The 24,801-nt window shown below is 72.1% G+C and carries 23 protein-coding genes; 9 read left to right on the top strand and 14 right to left on the bottom strand.

The genetic code is table 11. From position 1 onward, the window contains the following. Positions 1–62: 62 nt before the first annotated feature. Together C8E97_RS26880 and rpsA are read right to left on the bottom strand one after the other, a co-directional pair. On the bottom strand, positions 63–683 hold the full coding sequence (locus tag C8E97_RS26880) for a hypothetical protein (RefSeq protein WP_121008208.1): 621 nt from the start codon (positions 681–683) through the stop codon (positions 63–65). 98 nt (positions 684–781) lie between these two features. Further along, positions 782–2,275 (bottom strand): 30S ribosomal protein S1, encoded by a 1,494-nt coding sequence (gene rpsA / locus C8E97_RS26885; RefSeq protein WP_121008209.1) that lies wholly within the window; start codon positions 2,273–2,275, stop codon positions 782–784. A gap of 204 nt (positions 2,276–2,479) precedes the next feature. On the opposite strand from rpsA, the gene C8E97_RS26890 reads away from it, so the two are divergent. The 5 genes from C8E97_RS26890 to C8E97_RS26910 all read left to right on the top strand — a co-directional run bounded on the left by C8E97_RS26890 (position 2,480) and on the right by C8E97_RS26910 (position 8,058). Beyond that, complete coding sequence (locus C8E97_RS26890) at positions 2,480–3,310, top strand: class I SAM-dependent methyltransferase (RefSeq protein ID WP_121008210.1); 831 nt, start codon at positions 2,480–2,482, stop codon at positions 3,308–3,310. Positions 3,311–3,319: 9 nt separating this feature from the next. After that, positions 3,320–4,285 carry a GNAT family N-acetyltransferase gene (locus C8E97_RS26895; RefSeq protein WP_121008211.1) on the top strand — a complete coding sequence of 322 codons (966 nt, stop codon included), beginning with the start codon at positions 3,320–3,322 and terminating at the stop codon, positions 4,283–4,285. A gap of 82 nt (positions 4,286–4,367) precedes the next feature. Continuing rightward, positions 4,368–5,573 (top strand): P-loop NTPase family protein, encoded by a 1,206-nt coding sequence (locus C8E97_RS35620; RefSeq protein ID WP_211347145.1) that lies wholly within the window; start codon positions 4,368–4,370, stop codon positions 5,571–5,573. Then, positions 5,570–7,465: a YhgE/Pip family protein gene (locus C8E97_RS26905; protein WP_121008212.1), complete on the top strand. Its 1,896-nt coding sequence runs from the start codon at positions 5,570–5,572 to the stop codon at positions 7,463–7,465. The genes C8E97_RS35620 and C8E97_RS26905 overlap by 4 nt, the downstream gene beginning before the upstream one ends. After that, positions 7,462–8,058, top strand: a complete 597-nt coding sequence (locus C8E97_RS26910; RefSeq protein WP_170212000.1) for a TetR/AcrR family transcriptional regulator — start codon at positions 7,462–7,464, stop codon at positions 8,056–8,058. The genes C8E97_RS26905 and C8E97_RS26910 overlap by 4 nt, the downstream gene beginning before the upstream one ends. A 473-nt stretch (positions 8,059–8,531) precedes the next feature. On the opposite strand, the gene C8E97_RS26915 is transcribed toward C8E97_RS26910, so the two are convergent. The 3 genes from C8E97_RS26915 to C8E97_RS26925 form a co-directional block, all read right to left on the bottom strand. Continuing rightward, positions 8,532–9,176, bottom strand: a complete 645-nt coding sequence (locus C8E97_RS26915; RefSeq protein WP_121008214.1) for a Rossmann-fold NAD(P)-binding domain-containing protein — start codon at positions 9,174–9,176, stop codon at positions 8,532–8,534. After that, complete coding sequence (locus C8E97_RS26920) at positions 9,173–9,769, bottom strand: P-loop NTPase family protein (protein WP_121008215.1); 597 nt, start codon at positions 9,767–9,769, stop codon at positions 9,173–9,175. The genes C8E97_RS26915 and C8E97_RS26920 overlap by 4 nt, the downstream gene beginning before the upstream one ends. A 71-nt stretch (positions 9,770–9,840) precedes the next feature. Beyond that, positions 9,841–10,449: a TetR/AcrR family transcriptional regulator gene (locus C8E97_RS26925; RefSeq protein ID WP_121008216.1), complete on the bottom strand. Its 609-nt coding sequence runs from the start codon at positions 10,447–10,449 to the stop codon at positions 9,841–9,843. Positions 10,450–10,513: 64 nt separating this feature from the next. On the opposite strand from C8E97_RS26925, the gene C8E97_RS26930 reads away from it, so the two are divergent. After that, positions 10,514–10,969: a DUF1453 family protein gene (locus C8E97_RS26930; RefSeq protein WP_121008217.1), complete on the top strand. Its 456-nt coding sequence runs from the start codon at positions 10,514–10,516 to the stop codon at positions 10,967–10,969. 265 nt (positions 10,970–11,234) lie between these two features. Continuing rightward, entirely contained in the window at positions 11,235–11,723 is a 489-nt protein-coding gene (locus tag C8E97_RS26935; protein ID WP_147455247.1) for a hypothetical protein, read from the top strand. A 115-nt stretch (positions 11,724–11,838) separates the two neighbouring features. Here C8E97_RS26935 and C8E97_RS26940 read toward each other — a convergent pair whose 3' ends face one another. Continuing rightward, on the bottom strand, positions 11,839–13,194 hold the full coding sequence (locus C8E97_RS26940; protein WP_121008219.1) for an alpha/beta hydrolase family protein: 1,356 nt from the start codon (positions 13,192–13,194) through the stop codon (positions 11,839–11,841). Positions 13,195–13,289: 95 nt separating this feature from the next. After that, complete coding sequence (polA, locus tag C8E97_RS26945; protein ID WP_121008220.1) at positions 13,290–15,959, bottom strand: DNA polymerase I; 2,670 nt, start codon at positions 15,957–15,959, stop codon at positions 13,290–13,292. 31 nt (positions 15,960–15,990) lie between these two features. Between polA and C8E97_RS26950 the strand changes: the two genes are divergently transcribed. Both C8E97_RS26950 and C8E97_RS26955 read left to right on the top strand, forming a co-directional pair. Next, on the top strand, positions 15,991–16,443 hold the full coding sequence (locus tag C8E97_RS26950; protein WP_121008221.1) for a hotdog fold thioesterase: 453 nt from the start codon (positions 15,991–15,993) through the stop codon (positions 16,441–16,443). Beyond that, positions 16,440–16,982 carry a DUF4352 domain-containing protein gene (locus tag C8E97_RS26955; protein ID WP_121008222.1) on the top strand — a complete coding sequence of 181 codons (543 nt, stop codon included), beginning with the start codon at positions 16,440–16,442 and terminating at the stop codon, positions 16,980–16,982. The genes C8E97_RS26950 and C8E97_RS26955 overlap by 4 nt, the downstream gene beginning before the upstream one ends. 654 nt (positions 16,983–17,636) lie before the next feature. Here C8E97_RS26955 and C8E97_RS26960 read toward each other — a convergent pair. The 7 genes from C8E97_RS26960 to C8E97_RS26990 all read right to left on the bottom strand — a co-directional run bounded on the left by C8E97_RS26960 (position 17,637) and on the right by C8E97_RS26990 (position 24,715). Then, positions 17,637–18,341 carry an ABC transporter ATP-binding protein gene (locus C8E97_RS26960; protein WP_121008223.1) on the bottom strand — a complete coding sequence of 235 codons (705 nt, stop codon included), beginning with the start codon at positions 18,339–18,341 and terminating at the stop codon, positions 17,637–17,639. Further along, positions 18,331–19,071, bottom strand: a complete 741-nt coding sequence (locus C8E97_RS26965; protein WP_121012482.1) for an ABC transporter ATP-binding protein — start codon at positions 19,069–19,071, stop codon at positions 18,331–18,333. The genes C8E97_RS26960 and C8E97_RS26965 overlap by 11 nt, the downstream gene beginning before the upstream one ends. A 32-nt stretch (positions 19,072–19,103) precedes the next feature. After that, positions 19,104–20,246 carry a branched-chain amino acid ABC transporter permease gene (locus tag C8E97_RS26970; protein WP_121008224.1) on the bottom strand — a complete coding sequence of 381 codons (1,143 nt, stop codon included), beginning with the start codon at positions 20,244–20,246 and terminating at the stop codon, positions 19,104–19,106. Further along, positions 20,243–21,205 (bottom strand): branched-chain amino acid ABC transporter permease, encoded by a 963-nt coding sequence (locus C8E97_RS26975; protein ID WP_121008225.1) that lies wholly within the window; start codon positions 21,203–21,205, stop codon positions 20,243–20,245. The genes C8E97_RS26970 and C8E97_RS26975 overlap by 4 nt, the downstream gene beginning before the upstream one ends. A gap of 132 nt (positions 21,206–21,337) precedes the next feature. Next, positions 21,338–22,507, bottom strand: a complete 1,170-nt coding sequence (locus tag C8E97_RS26980; protein ID WP_246019193.1) for a branched-chain amino acid ABC transporter substrate-binding protein — start codon at positions 22,505–22,507, stop codon at positions 21,338–21,340. Between the two features lie 265 nt (positions 22,508–22,772). Next, positions 22,773–23,384: an ANTAR domain-containing response regulator gene (locus C8E97_RS26985; RefSeq protein WP_121008227.1), complete on the bottom strand. Its 612-nt coding sequence runs from the start codon at positions 23,382–23,384 to the stop codon at positions 22,773–22,775. Between the two features lie 365 nt (positions 23,385–23,749). Continuing rightward, the gene (locus tag C8E97_RS26990; protein ID WP_121008228.1) at positions 23,750–24,715 is read right to left on the bottom strand and encodes a hypothetical protein; all 966 of its coding nucleotides are present in this window, start codon (positions 24,713–24,715) and stop codon (positions 23,750–23,752) included. Between the last annotated feature and the right edge of the window lie 86 nt (positions 24,716–24,801).

The following is a 24,801-nucleotide window of genomic DNA, read 5'->3' on the forward strand; positions in this document are numbered from 1 at the left end:
TCTGCCCGGTCACGCGCCGCGCGCGTGACCGGTCCGGGCGCGCCGGCCGGCGGGAACCGGTCTCAGGCGCCCTCGATCGGGGTCATGGACTGGGCGGCCAGCGCGCTCAGCACCGCGCCCGCCTGGTCGTCCGGCACGAAACCCGCCTTGGCCCGCGCCACGAACGTCGTCTTGCCCAGCGACCCGATGACCAGGCGTTCCTCGGCGGTGCTGACCAGCGACGCCTTCTGCTTGCCCACGTCGACCTCGGTCGACGAGCCGCCGGACTCCAGCTCCGCCTTGACGCTCTCCGCGACCCGCTCCCTGGCGGCGGCCTCGTCGGCGTAGGTGGCCAGCCCGATGACCAGCGGCGCGGTGGAGATCGGGCGGCGCTCGCCCACGTCGTAGTAGCAGTCGATCTTGGCGGTGCGCGCCACCTTGGGCTCCGGGATGCCGATGATCTGCTTCAGCTCGCCCGCCATCTCCCGGCCGATCCGCTGGTTCACGACCTCGACCGGGACGATCAGCTCGCAGTCCTCGGGCAGCTCGCGGTCGACCATGACCGGCGTCCGCACCACCGACGTGGGCGCGGCGATGGTCGGGATCCTGGGCGGCGGCGCGGCGGGCGCGGGTTCACGGGCGCACGCCACCAGGACCGCCAGCGCGGCCAACACCGCTGTCCCGAACCAGGTGCGCGTGCCCATAGCCGTCCCAATTTACCGCGCAGCAGGGCGGTCCCGCACCCGAAGCCGGGTGCGGGACCGCCGCTGGGCACTGCGCGGTCCGCCTGGGACCGCCGCTGTCAGGCGCCGCCCGACAGCTTCTCGCGGAGCGCGGCCAGCTGCTCGTCGCTGGCCAGGGTGCCGCCGGCCTGGGCCGGGGCGCCGGTGCCGCCGGACGTGGCCGCCGGGGCGTCGCCGCCGGAGGAGTAGTTGGTCTCCCCCGCCGCCTCTTCCTCGGCCGCCGCCGCCTTCGCGACCTGCTTCATGTGGGCCTCGTAGCGGGTGTGGGCCTCGGCGTACTGCCGCTCCCACTCCTCGCGCTGCTTGTCGAAGCCCTCCTGCCACTCCTGGGTCTCCGGGTCGAAGCCCTCGGGGTAGATGTAGTTGCCCTGGTCGTCGTACTCGGCGGCCATGCCGTACTGGGTCGGGTCGAACTCGGAGTCGACCGTGAAGCCCTCGTTGGCCTGCTTGAGCGACAGCGAGATCCGGCGGCGGTCCAGGTCGATGTCGATGACCTTGACCATCACGTCGTCGCCGACCTGGACGACCTGCTCCGGGATCTCCACGTGGCGCTCGGCCAGCTCGGAGATGTGGACCAGGCCCTCGATGCCCTCGTCCACCCGGACGAACGCGCCGAACGGCACCAGCTTGGTGACCTTGCCCGGCACGATCTGGCCGATCGCGTGGGTGCGGGCGAACTGGCGCCACGGGTCTTCCTGCGTCGCCTTCAGGGACAGCGAGACGCGCTCGCGCTCCATGTCGACGTCCAGGACCTCGACCGTGACCTCCTGGCCGACCTCGACGACCTCGGACGGGTGGTCGATGTGCTTCCAGGACAGCTCCGAGACGTGCACCAGGCCGTCCACGCCACCCAGGTCCACGAAGGCGCCGAAGTTGACGATGGAGGACACGACGCCCTTGCGGACCTGGCCCTTCTGGAGCTGGTTGAGGAACTCGCTGCGCACCTCGGACTGGGTCTGCTCCAGCCACGCGCGACGGGACAGGACCACGTTGTTGCGGTTCTTGTCCAGCTCGATGATCTTGGCCTCGAGCTCCCGGCCGACGTACGGCTGGAGGTCGCGGACGCGGCGCATCTCCACGAGCGAGGCGGGCAGGAAGCCGCGGAGGCCGATGTCGAGGATGAGACCACCCTTGACGACCTCGATGACCGTGCCGCGGACCGGCTCGTCCTTCTCCTTGAGGGCCTCGATGGTGCCCCAGGCGCGCTCGTACTGGGCGCGCTTCTTGGAGAGGATCAGCCGACCTTCCTTGTCCTCCTTCTGGAGGACCAGGGCCTCGACCTCGTCACCGACCTTCACAACCTCGTTGGGGTCGACGTCATGCTTGATCGACAACTCGCGCGAGGGGATGACGCCCTCGGTCTTGTAGCCGATGTCGAGCAGGACCTCGTCCCGGTCGACCTTGACGATGGTGCCCTCGACGATATCGCCATCGTTGAAGTACTTGATGGTCTTGTCGATGGCGGCGAGGAAGTCCTCCTCCGTCCCGATATCGTTGATAGCGATCTGCTTCGGCGCGGTGGCAGCCGGGACAGTGGTGGTGTCGGTGGACATTAGGTAGGTGGCTCCGGTACGGATTGGGGTCGTCTGGCATGTGGGTACAACACTGCGCGGGAGGCAAGGCTTCCCCCGACGACCAGTCCCGTGACGTGCATACCGATCATGGGCAGCGCGAACCCACTACGCGGGCGGTATCGTACGCGGCTCGACGACCGCCGGGCAAACCGGCGTCCCGGCGCGTAACCCACAAGGAGCAGTGTGTCCCACCAGCACGCGAGCGCCGAACTGGCGCTCGGCACGACCGGCATCGCGAAACGGGACGCCGACGCGGCGGAGTCGCGGGCCGCGAACCGCGCCTGGTGGGACGCCGACGCGGACGACTACCACGCCGAGCACGGCGGGTTCCTGGGCGCGGCGGACTTCGTGTGGTGCCCCGAGCGGGTGCGCGAGGAGGAGGTCGGCTACCTCGGCGACGTGCGCGGCAGGCGGGTGTTGGAGGTCGGCTGCGGCTCCGCGCCGTGCGCGCGGTGGCTGCGGTCGCGCGGCGCGGAGCCGGTGGCGCTGGACATCTCGGCGGGGATGCTGCGGCACGCGGCGGCGGCCAACGCCGCGACCGGGCTCGCCGTGCCGCTGGTGCAGGCCAGCGCCGACCAGCTGCCGTTCGCCGACGGGAGCTTCGACGCCGCGTGCTCGGCGTTCGGCGGGGTGCCGTTCGTGACGGACGTGGGCGAGGTGTTCCGCGAGGTGGCCCGCGTGCTGCGGCCGGGCGCGCCGTGGGTGTTCTCCGTGACTCACCCGATCCGGTGGATATTCCCCGACGACCCCGGACCGAACGGGCTGACCGTGACGCAGTCGTACTTCGACCGCACGCCGTACGTCGAGGTCGACGACACGGGCCGGGCGACCTACGTCGAGCACCACCGGACGCTGGGCGACTACGTCCGCGCGCTGGTCGGCGCGGGGTTGGCGCTGGTCGACGTGGTGGAGCCGGAGTGGCCCGCCGGGCACACCCGCACGTGGGGCCAGTGGAGCCCGCTGCGCGGCCGGCTGTTCCCCGGCACCGCGATCATGCGGGCGCGCAAGCCGTAACCTGCGGGCATGACCGTCAGTCGGGGGCTGGTGGAGGCTCAGAACACCCGTTTCGCGTGCCTGGACCCGGTGCTGCCGCCGGTGGCCGCGCCGCCGGAGGGCGACGTGCTCACGGCGGCGCTGCCGGACGGCTCGCGGGTCGCGGGCGTGCTCCGGCGGCAGGTGCACGACCGGGCCTCGGCCGCCCGCCTCTGGTCGGCCACCGAGGTGTGGGAGCTGACGCCGCTGCTGGGCGGCGCGGGCGCGGCGGGCATGGACGCGCTGCTGCGGGCGTGGCGGCGGCGGATGGACCGGGTCGGCGCGACCGAGCGGGACTCGGCGTGCGTGCTGACCTGGCCGAGCCGGGACGCCGAGGCGGCGCGGGCGCTGCTCGACCACGGGCTGGTGCCGCTGACGGTGATCGCCGTGCGGCGGGCCGGGGCGGGGGCCGACCCGCGCGCGACGCCGTCGCGGCCGGTCGCGGCGGACGGGGCTCCGGTCGCGCCGGTGATCCGGCGCGCGACGCCGGCCGACCTGGAGGCGGTGCTGGCCCTGGCGCTGGCGGAGCTGCGCTTCTCGTCGCTGGTCGGCTCGACGGTCGACCGCCCCGACGCGGCGGGGGTCAAGCGGCGCGCGCTGGCCGAGCGGCTGGCCGCGGGCGGGCCGGCGTGGCTGGCCGAGCGGGACGGGATCGCGGTCGGGCTGGCCGAGTGCGCGCTGGTGACCTCCGAACCGGGCAACCCGACGTCGACCCGCTTACCGCCCGGCCGGTGGGGGTACGTGAACTGCGTGTCCGTCCTGCCCGCCGCGCGCGGCGCCGGGATCGGGCAGCGGCTGATGGCGCACGCGCACCGCGAGCTGCACCGGCTGGGCACGGTCGGCAGCTACCTCTACTACAACCCGCCCAACCCGCTCTCCTCTGTGTTCTGGCCGCGACAGGGGTACCGTCCACTGTGGACCATGTGGGAAGTGCGCCCGGCGGGGGCGTTGCGCTAGATCACAACCGCTCCGGTTGCGAGTGACCCCCGGCTGGGCCACTATTTGAACTGACCGGTCAGTTCAAAGAAGGGGTTCCGCCGTGGAGATCCACGCCCAGCGCGTCGGCGTCACCGGGCCGCACGGCCCGCTGCTCAAGCCGACCAGCCTGCGCGTGCCACCTGGCGAACTGGTGCTGGTGGCAGGGCCGCCCGGCGCGGGGCACACCGCGTTCGGCCTGGTGCTGTCCGGTCGCCTGCGCCCCGGCACCGGGACCGTCACGCCCGACGCCGCCGAGCTGCGCGGGCACGTCGTGCTCGTGGACTCGCCGGACGTGAGCGAGCCGGAGGCGTCGCTGTCGCTGGCCGGGGTGGTCGGCGAGGAGCTGGCCGCGAACCGGCGGCGCAGCGGGCGCAAGGCGGTGGCCGACTGGCTGGCCGAGCGCGGGGTGGACGAGCACGCCCGCACGCGGTTCGAGTACGTGCCCGCCGACGTCCGGTGCGCGGTGATGCTGGAGCTGGGCGCGGGGCGGCCGGGCGCGCGGGCGGTGGTCCTGGACTCCCCCGACCGCTACCACGGCGACCCGGCGACCTGGTGGCGGCTCGCGCGCGAGCACGTGCGGCCCGACCTGTCCGTGGTCGTGCTGTGCACCACGACGTCGGCCGAGGTGCTGGGCGTGCCCGCCGCGCGGCTGGGCGCGGACAACACCGCGGGCGAGGCCGGGGGCGGCGGCGAGTACACCGCGCGGCCGATCGGTCCGGGCGAGCGCGTGCGGGGCACCGGGCCGACCGCCGTCGCCGCGCCGGCCGCCCTCGCGTCGGGCGAGGGGCCCGCCGCGCTGCCCGCGGGCACCGGGCGGGCCAGGCACGCCGGACCGGCCGCGGCCGTCGACCGCGCCGGGGCCGCGAACCGGACCGGGGCCGCCGAGGCCGGGGTCAGTGCCGGGAGCGGGGCCGTCGAAGCGAGGTCCGCGGAGCGGTCACGACGGCCCAAGCACGCCGAGGAGACCCGCCGCGCCGAATCCGGCGCCCCGGCGGAGCACACGCGGCGCGCCCGACCCGTCACCCCCGCCGAGCAGACCCAGCGCGCCGAGCCCGTCACCCCCGCCGAGCGCACCCAGCGCGCCGAGCCCGTCACCCCCGCCGAGCGCACCCAGCGCGCCGAGCCCGTCACCCCCGCCGAGCGCACCCAGCGCGCCGAGCCCGTCACCCCCGCCGAACCCGCCGGCGCCGCCCGGCCCGCCCACCCCGCCGAGCGCGGCGAGACCGCGGAGTTCCCGGCCACCCACGACTCCGAGGAGAACTCGTGACCGCCCTGCGGATGGCGTTCAGCGAACTGCGCCGCATCACGTCCGGGAAGCTGCCCAAGCTCGCCGTCCTGGCCCTGGCCCTGGTGCCGCTGCTGTACGCGGCCCTCTACCTGTACGCCAACAAGGACCCGTACGCGAACCTCAACCAGGTGCCCGCCGCCCTCGTCGTGGAGGACAAGGGCGCGACCGCCGCCGACGGCACGGTCAAGCACGCGGGCGAGGACGTCGCCGAGGAGCTGATCTCCGGCCACAAGTTCGACTGGCGGCGCGTCGACGCCCACGAGGCCGACGAGGGCGTGCGCAACGGCACCTACACGTTCGCCCTGACCCTGCCCGAGGACTTCTCCCAGGCACTGCTGTCCTCCGGCGAGTTCCAGCCGCGCCAGGGCGTGATCACGTTGACCACGAACGACGCCAACAACTACCTCGGCTCCACCATCGCCAACCAGGTCGTCGCCGAGGTGCGGCGCTCGGTGTCGGTGAAGGTCGGCGCGGAGGCGGCGGACAAGCTGCTGCTCGGGTTCTCCACCATCCGCCAGAAGACCGCCGAGGCGGCCGACGGCGCCACGCAGCTCGCGGCCCACCAGCAGGAGGCCCTGGAGGGCAGCCAGAAGCTGCTGGACGGCGCGGGGCCGCTGGCCGACGGCGCGGCCCAGCTGTCCGACGGCCTGCTCCAGCTGCGCGACCAGACCAGGAGCCTGCCGGTGCAGGCGCAGCAGCTCGCCGACGGCGCGAAGCAGGTCGCCGACGGCAACGAGACCGTCGCCCAGACCGCCGAGAACTACGCGGGCAAGGCGCAGGCGCTCATCGGGCGGCTCGACCAGTTCAACGGCGACGTCGCCAACCACCTGCGCGCCGCCGGGTTCAGCGAGGAGCAGGTCCAGCACGTGCTGGTCGCGCTCAAGGACGCCCGCGCGCCGCTGGACGAGGCCAACGGCCGGGTCCAGGGCACGGCGGGCGAGCTGCGGACGCTCGCGAACGGCGCGCACAAGGTCTGCGAGGGCGCGGCGAAGCTGGCCGCGGCGATGCCCGGCCTGACCGACGCGATCACCAAGCTCAGCGACGGCGCGGTCAAGCTCGCGACCGGCAGCGCGCAGCTCCGGGACGGCGCGACCTCGCTGCGCGACGGCGAGCAGCAGCTCGTCACCGGCGCGAACCAGCTGCGGGACGGCCTCAACGAGGGCGTGCAGCAGATACCCAACCCGGACGACCCGACCCGCGAGTCCACCGCCAACACCATCGGCGACCCGGTGAACGTGCGCGGCGTCAGCCAGTCCACGGCGGGCAGCTACGGCGCGGGCCTCGCGCCGTTCTTCCTCGGCCTGGCCACCTGGATCGGCGCGTTCGTGCTGTTCCTGCTGCTCAAGCCGCTGTCGCGGCGCGGCCTGGCCGCCGCGCAGAACCCGCTGCGGATCGCCCTGGGCGGGTGGCTGCCGGGCGTGCTGCTGGGCGCGGCGCAGGTGGTGATCATGTTCGCGGTGGTCGCGCTGGTGGTCGACATCCGGCCGACGCACACGTGGGCCACCCTGGGCTTCCTGCTGCTGGCGTCCGCGACCTTCGTGGCGCTGCTCCAGGCGCTGAACGCCCTGTTCGGCGCGGTCGGCAAGTTCATCGGCCTGGTGCTGCTGATCCTCCAGCTGGTCAGCGCGGGCGGCACGTTCCCGTGGCAGACCATCCCGGAGCCGCTGTACCCGCTGCACTACGGCCTGCCGATGGGGTACGCGGTCGACGGGCTGCGGCACCTGATGTACGGCGGCGAGCTGGGCGGCGTCGGGAAGGACGTGCTGGTCCTGTGCGGCTACCTGGTGGTGTCCCTTGCCTTGTCGGCGTTCGCCGCGTACAAGCAGCGGGTGTGGACACCGTCTCGCCTCAAGCCCGAGCTGGTGCTGTGACCGGCGCCCGGCCCGGCCGCACCGCCGCCACCAAGCAGAAGCTGTTCGACGCCGCGTTGAAGCTGGTGGGTGAGCGCGGCGCGGCGAGCGTGACCGTGGACGAGATCGCCGCCGAGGCCGGGGTCGCCAAGGGCACCGTCTACTACAACTTCGCGAGCAAGGACGCCCTGGTGGACGCCCTGCTGCGGCACGGCGTCGAGCTGCTCGCGGGCCGGCTGCGGGTCGCCGAGGTGGAGGCGGACACCGAACGGGCGATGGAGACGCTGGTCGACGGGGTGCTCGGCTTCTTCGCCGAGTACCCCGCGTTCGGGCAGTTGCTGGTCAGCGAGCTGTGGCGGACGCCGGGCCAGTGGCACGGCACGCTGAGCCTGCTGCGCGACGACATCGTCTCCATCGTGCGCGGCCAGATGCAGCGGCTGTCCGACGAGGGCAGGCTGCCCGAGGGCGTGCAGGTGGGCACGGCGTCGGCGGCGCTGTTCGGCACCCTGCTGGTGGTGGCGCTGGACTGGCAGGTGTTCCAGCCCGAGCGGGACCTCGCCGACGTGCGGGAAGCCGTGCTGCTGCTGGTCCGGGGCCTGCGGCCGGCGGTCTAGGCCCTTGGTTCGCGCTCTTCGTCCTCGATCCGAGTGCTGCCCCGTCGGTTTTTTGAGCAACGGGACCACAGGAGGGTTGGCACGGACTCAACGCGCCTGGAAGCTCGGCAGACCTTGGACGGTCGTCGGGGACGCTACGTGAAATGACCACCCCATCGCCTGGGTACAAATCCGCGGCTCGGACCTCCCGTCGGTACGACCGCCAGTGACCGCGACCCGGATCGCTGCTGGTCAAAGCCGGAACGGACGGAGGATCGGCGCGGCGGCTTCGTATCCAGGCGGAGGGGTGGTCGAGCTGCGTAGCGTTCCCGACGACCATCCAAGACCTGCGAGCCTTCCGGGCGCGCCGAGTCCGTGGTGTCCCTGCTGTGGTCGCGTTGCTTCGAAGGACTTGAAGGGCTTCAGTCCCGGAGGGTTGAGGGGCGTCAGGGCTTCGTCCGGGTGCGGATTCGCGGCCGTGGAAGATCCGCGCTCTAGGAGCGCACGACCCAGGTGTCGACCTCGCCCACCTGGTGCACCGACGACGGCCGGCCGTCCAAGGCCCGGCGCACCGCCGCCAGCACGCCGACGGACGCCTCCTCGTGGCTGAGCCAGCGCGTGGTGCTGCCGTGCCGGACGAAACCCAGCACCACCTGCTGGGTGGGGTGGCCGGCCAGGACCGGCTCGGGGAGGCCGTACCGCGGGCTGATGCCGCCGCTGTCGTGCACCTCGACCACGGGCGCGTCCGGCGCGAGCAGGGGCGCGACGGCGCGCAGCACCGGTTCGCGGTAGCTCTGGTGCACCCACGCGACCAGCAGGTCGGCCGGCGCGGGCAGCACCTCGCGGACCCGTTCGGCGAGGTCGGCGGGGCTGGCCCAGTCGGCGCGGACCCACGTCGCCGCGCGCTGGAAGTCCTCGCGGCGCCGGTGCTCGTCCTCGCGGCGCGGCGCGGTGACCAGGGGTGTGCCCCGGCCCTGCGGCACGTGGCCGCGCCGCCCGAGCGCCGCGCGGGCCGCCATGCCCGCCATCGGCGGTCGCCGGGACGGCAGCACGACCTGCCAGCCCTGTGCCAGCAGTTCGTCCGCGCAGCCCTGCAACATGCCGGTGCCGCCCAGCACCAGCGCCGTCCGCCCGCTCATCGCACCGACTCCTCGCCCCGCTCCGCCGCGCGCCGGAGGGGGCCGGCGCGCCACTGGTCCACTTCACGCTGCCCGCGCAGCCGCACCACCGCCAGTCGGGCGCCGTGCTCGCCCGCCAGCACCGCCGCGATCCGCTCACCGGTGCGGCCGTGCGACCGCCACGCCCAGCGCAGCAGGTGCTCGCGGTCGGTGAACACGGTCCACAGGGGCGGCTCCCGGTTGCCGTTCCACAGCTCCTGCCGCCGCACCCGCCGGAGCGCCGTGCGCACCGCCACCCGGCGCAGCACGGTGTGCTTGGGGTGGTCCAGCCAGACGAGCGTGTCCGCCCGCGCCAGCAGCAGCGGACGGGCGAGCGCGTACTGCCATTCGGTCGCCCACCTGCCGCGTTCGACCAGCGCGCGCACGTCGGCCTCGAACTCCGCGCGCGGCGTCCACTGGGGACCGTGGTACAGCGAGTCCATTTCCACGTAGGACAGTCCGAGGGCGTCCGCGACGCACCTGGCCAGCGTCGATTTTCCCGCACCCGAGGTGCCGGTGACCAGCACCCGTTTCGGCGAGTGCGGCAGCTCGTCGGCAGGTCCTAACAGCGGCACCGGGCAAGGCTACCGCCGCGGCGCAACCCCCTCCCCGGTGGCACGGGGCCCGGCGGCGGGCGGGGGTTGATCTACAGTGGACCTCGTCCGCCGGGCCGCAGCCCGGCCAGGTGGCGGCGCAGCACGGCGCGCATGAGGTCCGGCGTCGTCAGGTCGGGCTGGAGCACGGCGTCGACCGCCAGGCCGTCGAGCAGCGCGGCGAGCCGCTCGGTCTCCACCGGCACGTCCGGCACGCCGGCGCTCGCCAGCACCCTGCCGACCACCATCCGGATGCCCTCGTGGATCCGGCGGGCGGCCGGGCGCAGGGCCGGGCGCGTGCGGGCCGCGTGGGAGAACTCCAGCCAGATCACGGCCTCGTCGTGGCGGTCGGGGTCGAGCGGCAGCAGTTCGCCGAGCAGGCCCTCGACCCCGGCGAACCGCTCCTCGGGCGTCGACGCCGCGCGGACCCGCGCGACCCGCGCCATGACCCGCCGGTCGACCCGGCCGACCAGCTCCTCCAGCGCGAACGCCAGCAGCTCGTCGTGGTCGGCGAAGTAGTGGCGCACCGACCCGACCGCCAGGCCGGCCTCCTCGGCGACGTTGCGCAGGGACGCCTGGTCCAAGCCCTGGGCGCGCACCACCCGGAACACCGCCTCGGCGACGACGCGCCGGCGGGCCTCGGCATCCACGACCTTGGGCACCTCCCCTTTGTAGCACAGTCGTGCTAGCTTAATTAGCACAGATGTGCCACAAAGGGGAGGACACATGCTCACCTGGGGGTTGATCGCCATCGCCGTGGTGGCGGTCGTGGTCAAGCGGTTCCTCGGCGAACCGCTCGACGCGCGCGGCCTGGTCGTGCCGCCGCTGGTGCTGATCGGGATCGGCGTGCACGGGTTGACCTCGGTCGACCTCGCGACGGCCGACGTGCTGTGGCTGGTGGCCGGGTCGGTGGTCGGCGTCGCGCTCGGCGCGCTGCGCGGCACGACGATCCGGCTGTTCACCCGCGACGGCGTGCTGTGGCAGCGGTACACGCCCTGGACGCTGGCGGTCTGGGTCGGGTCGTTCGCGGTCAACGCCGGGCTGGGGTTCGCGGCGGCGGCCGGCGGGATGCACGCCGAGGCGCGCCCGATGACGCTGTCCATCGGCGTCGGCCTGCTCGGCGAACTCGTGCCGATCGGCCTGCGCGCGCTCCGCTCGGGCGTGCCGTTCGCGCGCCGGTGAGGGTGCCGGTGAGGAGTGCCGTCGGAAACCCCGCCGGAAAGCGCGAATCACGTTTTGGGAACCCACCGGGGGAGCCCCATACTGTGGCGACACAAAAGCAGGGGGAATGATGACTCACCCGGACTCCGAACGCCCGGACAGCCCGTCGCGCGACGTTCCGGCGCTCGAACCGGACGATCCTTCGCAGCGCGTTCCGGCACCCGGACCGGACGACTCGGCGCGCGGCGTCCCGGTGCACGAACCGGACCCGCCCCGGAGCGTCCCGGTGCTCGAACCGTACGGCCTGCCCGGCGAAACGCCCGCCGCACCGGCCGCGCTGCCCGAATCGGACTGGTCCGGACCGCCCGGCGCGGCCGTCCCGCCGGCGGCCGGGCCGTCGGACGCGCCGCGACCGGCGAAGAAGACCGGGCTGGTGGTGCTTTCCGTGCTCGTCGTGCTGTTCTTCGCGACGGCGGGCGTGTTCGGGGTGCTCTACTCGAACGAGGTGGGCGAGAACGACCGGCTGGTCGGCCGATTGGCGGACAAGGAAAAGGCGCTGTCCGATTCCGGTGAGCAGTTGAAGGACACGCGCGACGAGTTGTCCCGCGCCAAGGACTCGGTCGAGATCGCCGAGAACGCCCGCCGGCGCGCGGAGGACGACGGCGCGGCGATGGTGAAGTGCCGCGACGCCGCCCGCGCGCTGCGGGAAGCGGTGTTCGCCAACGACGACCCGAAGGGCGAGAAGGCGTTCGTGGACGTCTTCGCGCACTGCTGACCGGGCGCGCCGGGAGCCAGGGCCTCGGGGTCAGCACCCCGGTGATCAGCGCCTGGGGGGCAGGGCCTCAGGGGTCAGCGCCTCGGGGCAGGGCCTCGGGGATCGATCCAGGGCCTCAGGGGCAGGCCGGGAACAGCCCGCGGGTGCCGGTGCCGTAGGCCGCCGGGTCGCTGAACCGGCACCCGTAGCCCGGCGCGGCCACGGCGGCGGGGTCGTCCACGACGTCCGCCGCCGGCCGCCGCCCGGTGTCGACCCAGGTCACCAGGTCGTCCCAGGCGCGGCCGACCTCGACCGGGCTGAACTCGCAGTGCTCGGCCGCCCGGATCGCGCGCTGCGCGAGCAGGTGCGACCGGCCGTTGTGCCGCACGTCCCGCTGGTACTGCTGCTCCATCGAGAACGGCACGAACAGGTCGCCGAGGTCGTGCAGCGACAGCACCGGCGCGGTCGGGCGGCCGGCGATCCGGGGCACCTCGGTCAGGTGCGGCGAGAGCCGGGCCTTCAGGTTCGCCGGCAGCACCCGTTCCACCCGCCGGTTCACCTCGACCGGCGTGTCCGGGGTGTAGCGGGTGAAGGCGTTGGTGGCGAGCTGGAGCGGGTCGGCGTCCGGGGTCGGCGCGCCGTCCAAGCGGTCGCCGGCGATGCGGAACAGGAAGTCCTTCCAGCGCTCGAACGCCGCCTGCCCGCCGGGCCGCTCGCCGCCGCTCCGGTTCACCACGACCTGCCTGAACTGCGCGCCGCGCTCGTTCGGCGTGCCGTCCAGGCCGAGTTCCGCCTTGAGCTTCGGCACCACCGCCGACTGGTAGTCCGCGGGCAGCGGGTACGCGTCGACGCCGGCCAGCGCCTGGGCGACGAGCTGGTAGTCCAGCAGGAAGTCGAACAGCTCGTGGTCGCCGAGCACCCCGCACAGCGGCAGCGCGCCGCGGTAGAAGTCCGGGTACTGCTCCAGCGAGCGCCCCGTGACGTGGCCGCCCATCGAGACACCGACCAGGAACACGTCCCGCGGCCGGCCGACCACGTCGGCGAAGTGCGCGGCCAGGTCGCGGGTGCTCTCGACACCGGCCTTCACGTGGTAGCCGTTGGCGTAGTAGCTGGACGCGGCCCACGCGAAACCCTGGTCGAGCAGGCGCTGCCGCAGGCCGTACGCGGGCGGTTCGACGGTGAGGACGGTGGTCGCGCCCCGGTAGCCGTGGGCCCACATCGCGAGGCGGCCGTTCCAGCGCGGCGGCACCTCGATGACGTAGCCGGCGTGCCGGTGCACGCCTTGGAGCACGCGGCTGGGTGAGCCGCCGACCTGGACGGGGGGCAGCGGCGGGTTGTCGATGGTGTAACCGGGCAGCGGTTGGTCCGGCGGGGTCGCGGCCGATGCCGGGACTGGAGTCGCGGCCGGAGTCGCAGGCGGTGTCGAGGCCGCCGCCGAGGGTGTCCCGAACAGCAGGATGAGGACCGACACCAACCCCAGTACCCGTCGCATCCCCCCATTGTGGCCACCGGCGAGGGCCGGCGCCGGCACTGCGTGCGACCTCCCGCAACCACGCCGCCGACCGACGCCCGCCGCGTCCGGTGCGGCTAGTGCGCCGCGTCGTCCCAGGACCGGCCGACCCCCACCGACACCTCCATCGGCACGGACAGCTCGTACGCGTGGCCCATCTGCTCGCGCACGAGCGACTCGACCGCCTCCCGCTCGCCCTCCGCGATCTCCAGCACCAGCTCGTCGTGCACCTGGAGCAGCATCCGCGACCGCAGGCCCGACTCCTGGAGCGCCCGGAACACCCCGAGCATCGCCACCTTGATGATGTCCGCCGCCGAACCCTGGATCGGCGCGTTCAACGCCATCCGCTCGGCCATCTCGCGCCGCTGCCGGTTGTCGCTGGTCAGGTCGGGCAGGTAGCGGCGGCGGCCGAGGATGGTCTCGGTGTAGCCCTTCTTCCGGGCGTCCTCCACGATCGCGTGCAGGTAGTCGCGCACCCCGCCGAACCGGGCGAAGTACGCCTCCATCTGCTCCCGCGCCTCCTCCGCCGAGATCCGCAGCTGCTGCGCCAGCCCGTAGACCGACAGCCCGTACGCCAGCCCGTACGACATGGCCTTGACGCGGCGGCGCTGCTCGGCGGTGACCTCGGACGTGGGCACCGAGAACGCGCGCGAGGCGACGAACGTGTGCAGGTCCTCGCCCGACCGGAACGCCTCGATCAGGCCCGCGTCCTCCGACAGGTGCGCCATGATCCGCATCTCGATCTGGCTGTAGTCGGCGGTCATCAGCTCCGCGTAGCCGGGGCCGACGACGAACGCCTCGCGGATGCGCCTGCCCTCCTCGGTGCGGATCGGGATGTTCTGGAGGTTCGGGTCGGTCGAGGACAGCCGGCCGGTCGCCGCGATCGTCTGGTGGAACGTCGTGTGGATGCGGCCGTCGTCGGCGACCGACTTGAGCAGGCCGTCGACGGTGGACTTCAGCCGCGTCACGTCCCGGTGCGCCAGCAGGTGCTGGAGGAACGGGTGCTCGGTCTGCTCGAACAGGCTCTGCAGCGCGTCCGCGTCGGTGGTGTAGCCGGTCTTGGTCTTCTTCGTCTTCGGCATGTTCAGCTCGTCGAACAGCACCGCCTGGAGCTGCTTGGGCGAGCCGAGGTTGATCTCCTTGCCGATCACCGCGTACGCGTCCTGCGCGGCCTGCTTCACGCCCGCCGCGAAGTGCGCCTCCAGCGCGGCCAGGTGCTCGGCGTCGATCGCGATGCCCACCGCCTCGACCTCGTCCAGGACGTTCATCAGCGGCAGTTCGAGGGTGGCCAGCAGCGAGTCCTGGCCGGTGGCGACGAGCTGCGCGTCCAGCGCGTCGGCCAGCTCGGACACCGCGAACGCCCGGACGATGGCCGCCTGCGCCGTCTTCTGCCGCTCCTCCTCCTCGTCGGCGAGCAGGGAGAGCTGGCCGTCGTCCGGCTCCTCGGCCCGCAGCTCCCGCTGGAGGTAGCGCAGGGCGAGGTCGTCGAGCGCGAAGCTGCGCTGACCGGGCCGGACGAGGTAGGCGGCGAGCGCGGTGTCGCTGGTCAGGCCGTTCAGCCGCCAGCCGCGGGCGCGCAGGGCGCGCAGCGGCAGCTTGAGGTCGTGGCCGGCCTTCGGCACGTCGCCGTCGGCGAGCCAGGCCGCCAGGGCGTTCTCGTCGGCCTCGGTGAGCGTCGCGACCTCGACGTAGCCGCCCTCGTCGCCGGCGAACGCGATGCCCTCCAGGTCGACGCCGTTCGCGCGGAACGCCAGCCCGACCCGGCCCTGCCGGGCGTGCGCGTCGAGCCAGGCCGCGAGCGCGCCGGGCGCCACCGCGCCGCCGGACACCTCGAAGCCCTCCTCGGCCTCCGGCTCGGCGGTGGACAGCGTCGCGAACAGCCGGTCCCGCAGCACCCGGAACTCCAGCTCGTCGAACAGCCGGTGCACCGCGTCCCGGTCCCACGGCCGGGCCGCGAGGTCGGCGGGGCCGACCGGCAGCTCCACGTCCCGGACCAGCTCGGTGAGCTGCCGGTTCAGCATGATGTTGGGCAGGTTCGCCCGGATCGCCGCGCCGACCTTGCCCGGCACCTCGTCCACGTGGTCGATCAGGCCGTTGAGCGAGCCGAACTGGTTGAGCAGCTTCACGATCGTCTTCGGGCCGACACCGGGGGTGTTCGGCAGGTTGTCCGACGAGTCGCCGCGCACCGCCGCGTAGTCGGCGTACAGCTCGGGGCCGACGCCCTGCTTCTCCAGCACCAGCTCGGGGGTGTAGCGGGCCAGCTCGGACACGCCCTTGACCGGGTAGAGCACCGTCACCCGGTCGGTGACCAGCTGGAGCGCGTCCCGGTCGCCGGTGCAGATCAGCACCTCGAAGCCGAGGTCGGTGGCCTGCGTCGTCAGCGTCGCGATGACGTCGTCCGCCTCGTAGTTGTCCTTCTCCAGGGTCGGGATGTTGAGCGTGCCCAGGACGTCCTGGATGAGGCTGACCTGGCCCCGGAACTCGTCCGGCGTCGCGCTGCGGCCCGCCTTGTACTCGGCGTACGCCTCGGTGCGGAAGGTCTTGCGGGAGACGTCGAACGCCACCGCGACGTGCGTCGGCTGCTCGTCGCGCAGCAGGTTGATCAGCATCGACGTGAAGCCGTAGACCGCGTTCGTGGTCTGGCCCGTGCCGGTCTGGAAGTTCTCCTTGGGCAGCGCGAAGAACGCCCGGTAGGCCATCGAGTGGCCGTCGACCAGCAGCAGGCGGGAGGCTTCAGGAGTGCTCACGGGGCGAGTCTAGGGTGAGGGTCCGACAGTCATGCACCGAGTGGAGCAGCACGTGAGCGCGAGCCCCGAGGACATCCCCGGCGTCGACCAGGCGGTCGCGCACGAGCAGTTGACCGCCCGGATGGGCATCGAGATCACCCGATGGGATGCCGACCGCCTGGTCGGCACGATGCCGGTGAAGGGCAACCGCCAGCCGTACGGCCTGCTGCACGGCGGGGCGAACGCGGTGCTCGCCGAGACGCTGGGCTCGATCGCGGCGGCGATGCACGCCGCGCCCGAGCGCATCGCGGTGGGGCTGGAGCTGTCGTGCACCCACCACCGGGGCGTCACGGAAGGCGTCGTGACCGGGGTGTGCACGCCCATCCACCGGGGACGTTCCACCGCGACCTACGAGATCGCGATCACCGACGAGCAGGACCGGAGGACCTGCACCGCCCGCTTGACGTGCTTCCTGCGCGACGCCTCCCCCGAGGCCGGGTCATGAGGCGCGCGGCGGGGCTGGCGGTGGTCGCGGCCCTGGCGGCGGGGTGCACGAGCGCGCCGGCGACCGTGGCCCCGGCCCCTTCGTCGGCGACCGCCTACCCCGTGCCGTCGGTCACCGTGCGGCCCGACGAGAAGGTGCTGCACCTGCCCACCACGACGGACGGCGAGACGGCGTTCACGCTGCTGGGCCTGACGACGGGCCTGCCCTCGCTGGTCGGGAGCCACGCGGAGTTCGAGGCCAAGGGCCAGTTCGTCCGGATCCGGATGAGCGTGGTCAACACCGGTCGCAGCAGCGTCTCCTTCGACGCCCGGAAACACCTGCTGCTCGACGACAAGCGGACCGAGTACCGCGTCGACACCCAGGCGATGACCATCAAGCGGCAGCCCGAACTCCTCGACCTGGGCGCGAACGTCCGACTGGAGTTCGACGTCTACTACGACCTGCCCAAGGACGCCAAACCGCTGGCGCTGCGCGTGTTCGGCGGCCCGACCCTGACGTCGAAGAACGAAACGGGCACGGAAATCCTCCTCACCCAGTAACACCCCGCACAGACCCAGGCCCTGCTCGCGCAGCACAGGCACACACCCTTTGCTCGCGCAGCACCGACCCGGACCCACTGCACCGCGCAGCACAGACCTCTGGTCTCGTGTTCTCCCCGTATGGCCTGCCCGCAGGGCAACCACAGTCGGTCAGGGGGCGCAAGCACGCTTCACCGCTTGCGCCCCCTGACCGACTGTGGTGGTCTTTGACAGGCCATGCGGGGAGAACACGACGCCTTGGCTTTTGTTTTTCCTCCCCGGTGGCCTGCCCAGCGGCGAGCGTTTCTTTAAGCTTTGACCCGCCAAAACCGAAGAACTTCCGTGCGGATCTCAGCCGAACGAAAAAGCGTCCTCGCCGGACGGGCAGGCCACCAAGGATGGAGGCAAAGCTTCTTCGAAGCTTTGCAAGCTTTTCAAGCTTCTTCGAAGCTTGAAAAGCTTTGGCTGCGTGTCATCCCCGTACGGCCTGTCAAAGACCACCACAGTCGCCAGAGGGGCGCAAGCGGTGAAGCGTGCTTGCGCCCCTCTGGCGACTGTGGTCGCCCTGCGGGCAGGCCGTACGGGGATGACACGCAGCCGGCCGAGGTGTGCCGGCGCGCGAAGGCCCGCCGACCGGGGTGGGCGGCGGGCCTTCGGTGCGCGGTGACCGGGGTGTCAGTGGCCGCCGAGGTAGGCCGCTCGGACCTGCGGGTCGTCCAGCAGGTCGCGGCCGGGTGCCGACTTGACCACCCTGCCGGTTTCCAGGACGTAGGCCCGGTCCGAGAGCTTCAGCGCCTGCTGCGCGTTCTGCTCCACCAGCAGGACCGTCGTGCCGCGCCGGTTGATCTCCTTGATGATCTCGAAGATCTGCGCGATGAGCATCGGGGCCAGGCCCATCGACGGCTCGTCCAGCAGGAGCACCTTCGGCTTGGTCATCAGGGCGCGGCCCATCGCGATCATCTGCTGCTCGCCGCCCGACATGGTGCCGCCGAACTGCGTCTTGCGCTCCGCCAGGCGCGGGAACAGCTCGTAGACCTCCTCCAGGTCCGCGGTCAGGTCGTCCTTGCGGGTGTAGGCGCCCATCAGCAGGTTCTCCTGCACCGTCATACCGGGGAACACGCCCCGGCCTTCCGGTGACTGCCCGATGCCGAGCTGCACGCGCTTGTGGCCGGCCAGCCGGGAGATGTCCTCACCGTCGAAGACCACCTGACCGCTGGTCAGCGGCCGGAGGCCCGAGATCGTCTTCAGGGTCGTCGTCTTGCCCGCACCGTTCGCGCCGATCAGCGAGACGATCTCGCCCTCCGCCACCTCCAGGCTGACGCCCTTGATCGCGGCGATCTTGCCGTAGTGGACGTGGATGTCCTTGATCTCAAGAAGCATCTTCGGACACCCCCAGGTACGCCTCGATGACCTTCGGGTCGTTCTGCACCTCGTGCGGCAGCCCTTCTGCGATCAGCTGGCCGAAGTCGAGCACCGCCACGCGGTCGCTCACGCCCATGACCAGGCTCATGTCGTGCTCGATCAGCAGCACGGTCCGGCCGCTGTCACGGATCTTCCGGATGAGTTGCTGCAACGACTCCTTCTCCGCCGGGTTCATGCCGGCGGCGGGCTCGTCGAGCAGCAGCAGCTTCGGGTCCGTGGCGAGCGCCCGCGCGATCTCCAGCCTGCGCTGGTCGCCGTAGGGCAAATTCTTCGCCGTCTCGGTCATCCGGCCGGGGATGCCGACGAAGTCGAGCAGCTCCCGCGCCAGCTCGCGCCCCCGGCGCTCCTCCTTGCGGTGCCACGGCAGGTTCAGCGTGGCGCCGATGGCACCGGTCCGGTGGTGCGCGTCCGCGCCCACCATCACGTTCTCCAGGGCCGACATGTTGTGGAACAGCCGGATGTTCTGGAACGTGCGGGCGATGCCCCGCTTGGTGATCCGGAACCGCTTGGCGCCGTCGATGCGGTCGCCGCGGAACAGGACCCGGCCCTCGCTGGGCTGGTAGACGCCGGTCACCACGTTGAACACCGTGGTCTTGCCCGCGCCGTTCGGGCCGATCAGGGCGAAGATCTCGCCTTCCGCGATGCTGATCCTCGCCTCGCGCAACGCCGTGACGCCGCCGAACCGCATCGTCACGTCGTCCAGCTGAAGGACGGGAGTGCTCACTTGGCCGCCTCCGTCGTCGCGACGTCCGTGTCCGGACCGGGCACCTCGGCGCCCATCGTGCCCATTCCGCCCGTTCCCTCGTGCAGTTCCGCCTTGCGCCGCCGCGACGGCAGCAGGCCCTCCGGGCGCAGCGCCATCATCAGCACCAGCACGCCGCCGAAGATCAGGATGCGGGCCTCCTCGAAGCCGCGGAACCGCTCCGGCAGCCAGCCGATGAGGAACGCGCCCAGGATGACGCCCGGCAGGTTGCCCGAGCCGCCCAGCACGACCGCCGCGAGGATGGTCGCGGACAGGATGAACGGGAACGTCGTCGGCTCGATGAAGTTGGCCTTGCCGGCGTAGATGCCGCCCGCCAGGCCGCCGATCATCGCGCCGATCGCGAACGCCAGCAGCTTGAACTTGAACGTCGGCACGCCCATCAGCTCGGCCGCGTCCTCGTCCTCCCGGATCGCGGCCCACGCCCGGCCGACCCGGCTGCGCTGCAACCGCACCGAGAACACGATGACCAGCACGATGGCCGCGACGATCAGGTAGTAGTACGGCGCGGGGTTGATGCCGAACTTCGTGCCGAACAGGGGTGGCGGGTGGGGGATGCCCGCGATGCCGCGCGCGCCGCCGATCTCGTCGGTGTTCTCCGCGGTGATCCGGACGATCTCGCCGAACCCGAGCGTCACGATGGCCAGGTAGTCGCCGCGCAGCCGCAGCGTCGGCGCGCCCAGGATGACGCCGGACACGGCGGCGAGCAGGATGCCGAACACGACCGTGGCCCAGTAGTTCCAGCCGTGATTCGTGCCGTAGTAGGCGACCGAGTAGCCGCCGATGGCGAAGAACGCGACGAAACCCAGGTCCAGCAGGCCCGCCTGGCCGACCACCACGTTGAGGCCGACGGCCAGCAGGATGTAGGTGCCGATCGGGTAGATCAGCACGCTCGTCCAGTCGGTGTCGGGCGACATGAACGTGCCGATGGCGGGCGCGGGCAGGATCAGCGCGCCGACCACCAGTGCGATGTAGACCGCGTACCGCTGCCAGACCTTCGTGTGCTCCCACCAGTCGCGCAGCCGGTCGATCCCGTGCCCCAGGGCGCGCAGGCCGCCGCGCCGCGCCGGGGTTTCTTCGCTCGTCACTCCGTCGCCTTTCATGCGCGTGCCTTCTGCAGCGATTCGCCGAGGATGCCGGTCGGGCGGAACATCAGCACGACCACCAGGACGATGAACGCGATGACGTCCTTCCACTGGGAACCGAGGAAGATCGCGCCCCAGTTCTCGATGAGGCCGAGCACGACACCGCCCATCAGCGCGCCGCGCAGGTTGCCGATGCCGCCGAGCACGGCCGCCGTGAACGCCTTGATGCCGAGGACGAAACCGATCAGGTAGCGGGTGTTCTCGACCTCCATGATGTAGAGCGCGCCCGCCACGCCCGCCATCGCGCCGCCGAGCAGGAACGTGACGCGCACGATGTTGTCGATGCTCACGCCCATCAGGACGGCGGCCTCGGGGTCCTGCGCGGTGGCGCGGATGCCGCGGCCGATCCGCGTCTTGTTCACCACGCGGTCCAGCGCGACCATCACGACCACCGCCGCGATGATGACGATCACCTGGTCGAGCCGGACCTGGGCGTTGCCGATCTCGAACAGCGTGTCGCGGGCGACGAACCGGGGCGCGGACGCCTGGTTGCGGCCCGGCTTGTCGATCAGCCAGTCGATCACGAACAGGCCGAACAGCTCCTGGAGGAACAGCGACGCGCCGATCGCGGAGATCAGGGCGGCGAGCCGGGTCGCGCCCCGCTTGCGCAGCGGCCGGTAGGCCACGGCCTCCAGGACGACCGCGGACGCGCCGGAGGCCGCGGCGGACACGACCAGCAGCAGCACCAGCACCCCGACCAGCGCGATACCGCTGATGGGTCCGGTGGGCGCGATCGCGAGCAGCGTCACCAGGGACGCGAACGTGCCGATCATGAAGATCTCGGAGTGCGCGAAGTTGATCAGGCGCAGCACGCCGTAGACCATCGTGTAGCCCAGGGCGATGAGCGCGTAGATCGAACCGATCACCAGGCCGCCCACCGTGCTGGGCAGGAACTGGTTGAGGAAATCATCAAGCATGACAGGTTGCCTCACGAGACGGGGCGGGGAGAGGACTTCTTCGCCATAGGGGTGGGGAGCGGGAGCCGTCGCCGACCTCGACGACGCGCCCGCTCCCCAGCGCTGCCTGACTTCGCGAAACCGTCTCGGGGGTCAGCCTTCGAGCTTGGCGCTGACCGACGGGCCGAGCAGCTTTACGACGCCGCCCTGCACCTTGTAGACGAAGATCGAGTTGTTCTCGGGCTCGCCGTTCGGCTTGAACTTGATCGGCTTGGAGACGCCCTCGAAGCTCAACGTGGACAGGAAGGTGTTGATGTCCTCGGAGGTCGTCTTGCCCGCCTCGACCGCCTTGATGTAGGCGGTCGCGGCGTCGTAGCCCTCGGTCGAGTAGATGGCCGGGTCGGTGCCCGCGCTCTTCTTGTAGTTCTCGAAGAAGGTCTTCGACGCGCCGGACGCCTCGCTCGACGGGATGTTGCACGGGCAGGCGATGACGGCGCCCTCGGCGGCCTTCTCGCCCGCGCCGGAGATCAGCTGCTTGTCCAGCGAGCCGTCACCGGTGGCGAACAGGGTGTTCACGTTGTCGTCGCGCAGCGCCTTGAGCAGCCGGCCCGCCTGCGCGTAGTAGCCGCCGAAGAAGATCAGGTCCGGGTTGGCGGACTTGACCTTGGTCACGGTGGAGGAGTAGTCCGACGCGTCCTTCGAGAACTTGTCGGTCTCGACCTGGACGCCCTTCTGGTTGAAGGTCTTGGCGACCGTCTCGGCGAGGCCGACGCTGTACTCCTGCTCGTCGGACAGCACGAAGACCTTCTTGGGGCTCTTCGCCGCGTGGAGGAACTCGGCGATCTTCGGGCCCTGGTCGTTGTCGTTGGCCACGACGCGGTGCCAGAACTTCCAGCCCCGGTCGGCCAGGGCGAAGTTGGTGGCGGACGGCGAGATGCTGGGGATCTTGCTCTCCTCCAGCGTGCCGCCGATGGCCTTGGACTCGCCGGAGAACGCGGGCCCGATGAGCGCGGTGATCTTGTCCGTGTTGATGGCCTGGGCGATCAGCGAGGTGGCCTGCTCGGACTTGCCCTGGCTGTCGTACTTGACCAGCTCGATCTTCACCTTGGGGCTCTTGGCGTTGTACTCGTCGATCGCCATCTTGGCGCCGTTGAAGGGCGGGATCACGATCGCGGAGCCCTCGCCGGTGAGGTCGCCCATGAACCCGATCTTGACCGTCGAGGCGTCGCCGCCACCCGCGCCACCACCGCCGGCGCAAGCCGCGAGCGCGAGCGACGTAGCCGCCGCCAGCGCCAGAACTCGGCCGACTCGTGCTCCTGACACCGGATTACCTCCCATGACCAACCAGCCGCCGGTAGGCGGCGCGCCCCCCACACGAGGGCCTGGGTTAGGGCAGGAACGTAGCTTCAGACGCGATCCGTGAACAGGTGGTCTTCCAGCTCTGTGTCCACATCGTGACGGTAGTCACCGGCAAATGCACGTGCGTTGACAGTCTTAAATCAATGTCAAATCGCCGCAGGTCACAAGGCCGATGCGGGCAGTAGTCAACAATGGTCGGCGAGGGTCGCCGGGTAACCGAACGGCGAACTCAGCCGAAGTTTTCGATGACCGCTTCCGCGACGGCCTTCATCGTGGTGCGGCGGTCCATCGCGGTGCGCTGCACCCAGCGGAATGCCTCGGGCTCCGACAGGCCCTGCTTGGCCATGAGCAGCCCCTTGGCGCGCTCGACGACCTTGCGCGTCTCCAGCCGCTCGGTCAGGCCCGCGACCTCGTTCTCCAGCGCCTGGAGCTCGGCGAACCGGCTCATCGCCAGCTCGATCGCGGGCACCAGGTCGCGCTTGGCGAACGGCTTGACCAGGTACGCCATCGCGCCCGCGTCGCGGGCGCGCTCCACCAGGTCGCGCTGGCTGAACGCGGTGAGGATGACGACGGGGGCGATCCGCTTGGCGGCGATCGCGCCGGCGGCCTCGATGCCGTCCACCTTGGGCATCTTGACGTCCATGATGACCAGGTCCGGCCGCAGCTCCTCGGCCAGCGTGACGGCCTCCGCGCCGTCCGCGGCCTGCCCGGCCACCTCGTAGCCCTCCTCGCGCAGCATCTCGACGAGGTCGAGGCGGATGAGGGCTTCGTCCTCGGCGACCAGCACGCGACGCGGCACGGCCTGGCCCGCGGGCTGGGCCTCGGCAGCCTGTTGGGTCACCGCGCTCCTCCTGTGTGGTCGTCGTGGTCGGGCGGGCGGCGCTCGCGGCCGCCGCACCGGGCGAAAGTGCAGTCTACCTGCGCGGCGTGCGGCCACCGGCCAGTCACGCCGTGATCACGGCCACCGACGGGACTGCGGAGAACCGACGCCGCCGGGCCGCCGCACGGCGGGTGCGGCCGGCCGCGACGCGCGGGCACGCCCTTCGGCCGGTCGCCGAGGGGCGTGCCCGCGCGTCGTCGTCCTCCGGTGCGCCGCCTGCCGCACGGCCTCACCCGTTCGGTGCGCCGCGTCCGTTCGCCGGTGTGTCGCGCTCGTCCGGTCGGTGTGCCGTGTCGTGCGGCGGTGCGCGGGCCGCGTGGCGCGGGCTACTTGACGGGCTTGCGCGGCGGCTCCCACCAGCCGGTGACGCCCTCGGGCCACTCCACCGCCCCGAGCGCCTCCTCCTTGGCCGGGTCCGGCGGGTCCACCTCCCGCAGGTACAGGTCGTACCAGCCGGTGGTGATGCCCAGCCCGCCGGCCGGGCTCGGCGCCTCCACCGCGCCCGGCACGCCGAACACGGGGTGCAGCAACCAGTCCGCCACGGTCGGCACGCCGAGGCTCGCGGGCCACTCCAGCCACCACTGGTCGCCCCTCGGCAGCGACCGCAGCCACGGCGCGGCGGCGAACAGGTGGTAGCGGCGCAACACGGCGCTGCCCAGCCCGGTCGGGCGGCCGAACTCCGCCAGGTGCTCGCGCTCGGCCCCGCTCAACGCGCCTTCCACGAAGGACGCCGCCAGCCCGCGACCCCGGAGGAGGGTGTGGACGTAGCTCATGCCCGCGTCCCAGGCCGCCTGGTCCACCCCGGACAGCACGACGCTCGCGTCCAGGTCGAGCAGCCGGATCTCCACCGACCTCGGGTGCCGCTCCACCCGCAGCCCGGCCACGCCCGCGACCCACCGGTCGTCGTGCCGGGGCAGCAGCTCGTACAGCAGCGGCCCGAGGGCGTGCTCGGCGAGGTGCAGGCGCGGCGTGTCGGCCGGCTCGACGGCGGTGAAGACGTGCGCCGGCCGCAGCATCGACGCGGGCGGGCGCAGCTGGAGGTGGGCGGACGCGTCGGTGGCGCTGTGGAACAGCACGCACTCCAGCGTGCGCTGGTCGTCCGACGGGGCGTCGGGCAGGAACAGCCCGCGCACGTCGGCGCGGCCGTTGAGCGCGTCCACCACCCGTTCCCGCCGGTCGTCGGGCAGGTCGTGCAGGACGGACCGGACGGCGGGCACCGCCTGGCTCAGGTTCTCGCCCGTGCAGGCGCGGCGCAGGTCCACCAGCTTGTCGGTCAACGACGATCGTGACATCGCGGTCCTCGCTCCCGCCGCCCGGCTCGGCGCACAAGGACGCGCATCCGCGTCATCGGTCTGGGTTGCCTTGCTGACCGTGGTCA

Source organism: Saccharothrix australiensis (assembly GCF_003634935.1).
Lineage (GTDB): Bacteria > Actinomycetota > Actinomycetes > Mycobacteriales > Pseudonocardiaceae > Actinosynnema > Actinosynnema australiense.

What these genes read in the sequence shown, in the direction of transcription:
- C8E97_RS26880 (WP_121008208.1), bottom strand. Translation starts at nt 683, where the DNA reads ATGGGCACGCGCACCTGGTTCGGGACAGCGGTGTTGGCCGCGCTGGCG.
- rpsA (WP_121008209.1), bottom strand. Translation starts at nt 2,275, where the DNA reads ATGTCCACCGACACCACCACTGTCCCGGCTGCCACCGCGCCGAAGCAG.
- C8E97_RS26895 (WP_121008211.1), top strand. Translation starts at nt 3,320, where the DNA reads ATGACCGTCAGTCGGGGGCTGGTGGAGGCTCAGAACACCCGTTTCGCG.
- C8E97_RS26915 (WP_121008214.1), bottom strand. Translation starts at nt 9,176, where the DNA reads ATGAGCGGGCGGACGGCGCTGGTGCTGGGCGGCACCGGCATGTTGCAG.
- C8E97_RS26930 (WP_121008217.1), top strand. Translation starts at nt 10,514, where the DNA reads ATGCTCACCTGGGGGTTGATCGCCATCGCCGTGGTGGCGGTCGTGGTC.
- C8E97_RS26940 (WP_121008219.1), bottom strand. Translation starts at nt 13,194, where the DNA reads ATGCGACGGGTACTGGGGTTGGTGTCGGTCCTCATCCTGCTGTTCGGG.
- C8E97_RS26950 (WP_121008221.1), top strand. Translation starts at nt 15,991, where the DNA reads ATGCACCGAGTGGAGCAGCACGTGAGCGCGAGCCCCGAGGACATCCCC.
- C8E97_RS26955 (WP_121008222.1), top strand. Translation starts at nt 16,440, where the DNA reads ATGAGGCGCGCGGCGGGGCTGGCGGTGGTCGCGGCCCTGGCGGCGGGG.
- C8E97_RS26960 (WP_121008223.1), bottom strand. Translation starts at nt 18,341, where the DNA reads ATGCTTCTTGAGATCAAGGACATCCACGTCCACTACGGCAAGATCGCC.
- C8E97_RS26965 (WP_121012482.1), bottom strand. Translation starts at nt 19,071, where the DNA reads ATGCGGTTCGGCGGCGTCACGGCGTTGCGCGAGGCGAGGATCAGCATC.
- C8E97_RS26970 (WP_121008224.1), bottom strand. Translation starts at nt 20,246, where the DNA reads ATGAAAGGCGACGGAGTGACGAGCGAAGAAACCCCGGCGCGGCGCGGC.
- C8E97_RS26975 (WP_121008225.1), bottom strand. Translation starts at nt 21,205, where the DNA reads ATGCTTGATGATTTCCTCAACCAGTTCCTGCCCAGCACGGTGGGCGGC.
- C8E97_RS26990 (WP_121008228.1), bottom strand. Translation starts at nt 24,715, where the DNA reads ATGTCACGATCGTCGTTGACCGACAAGCTGGTGGACCTGCGCCGCGCC.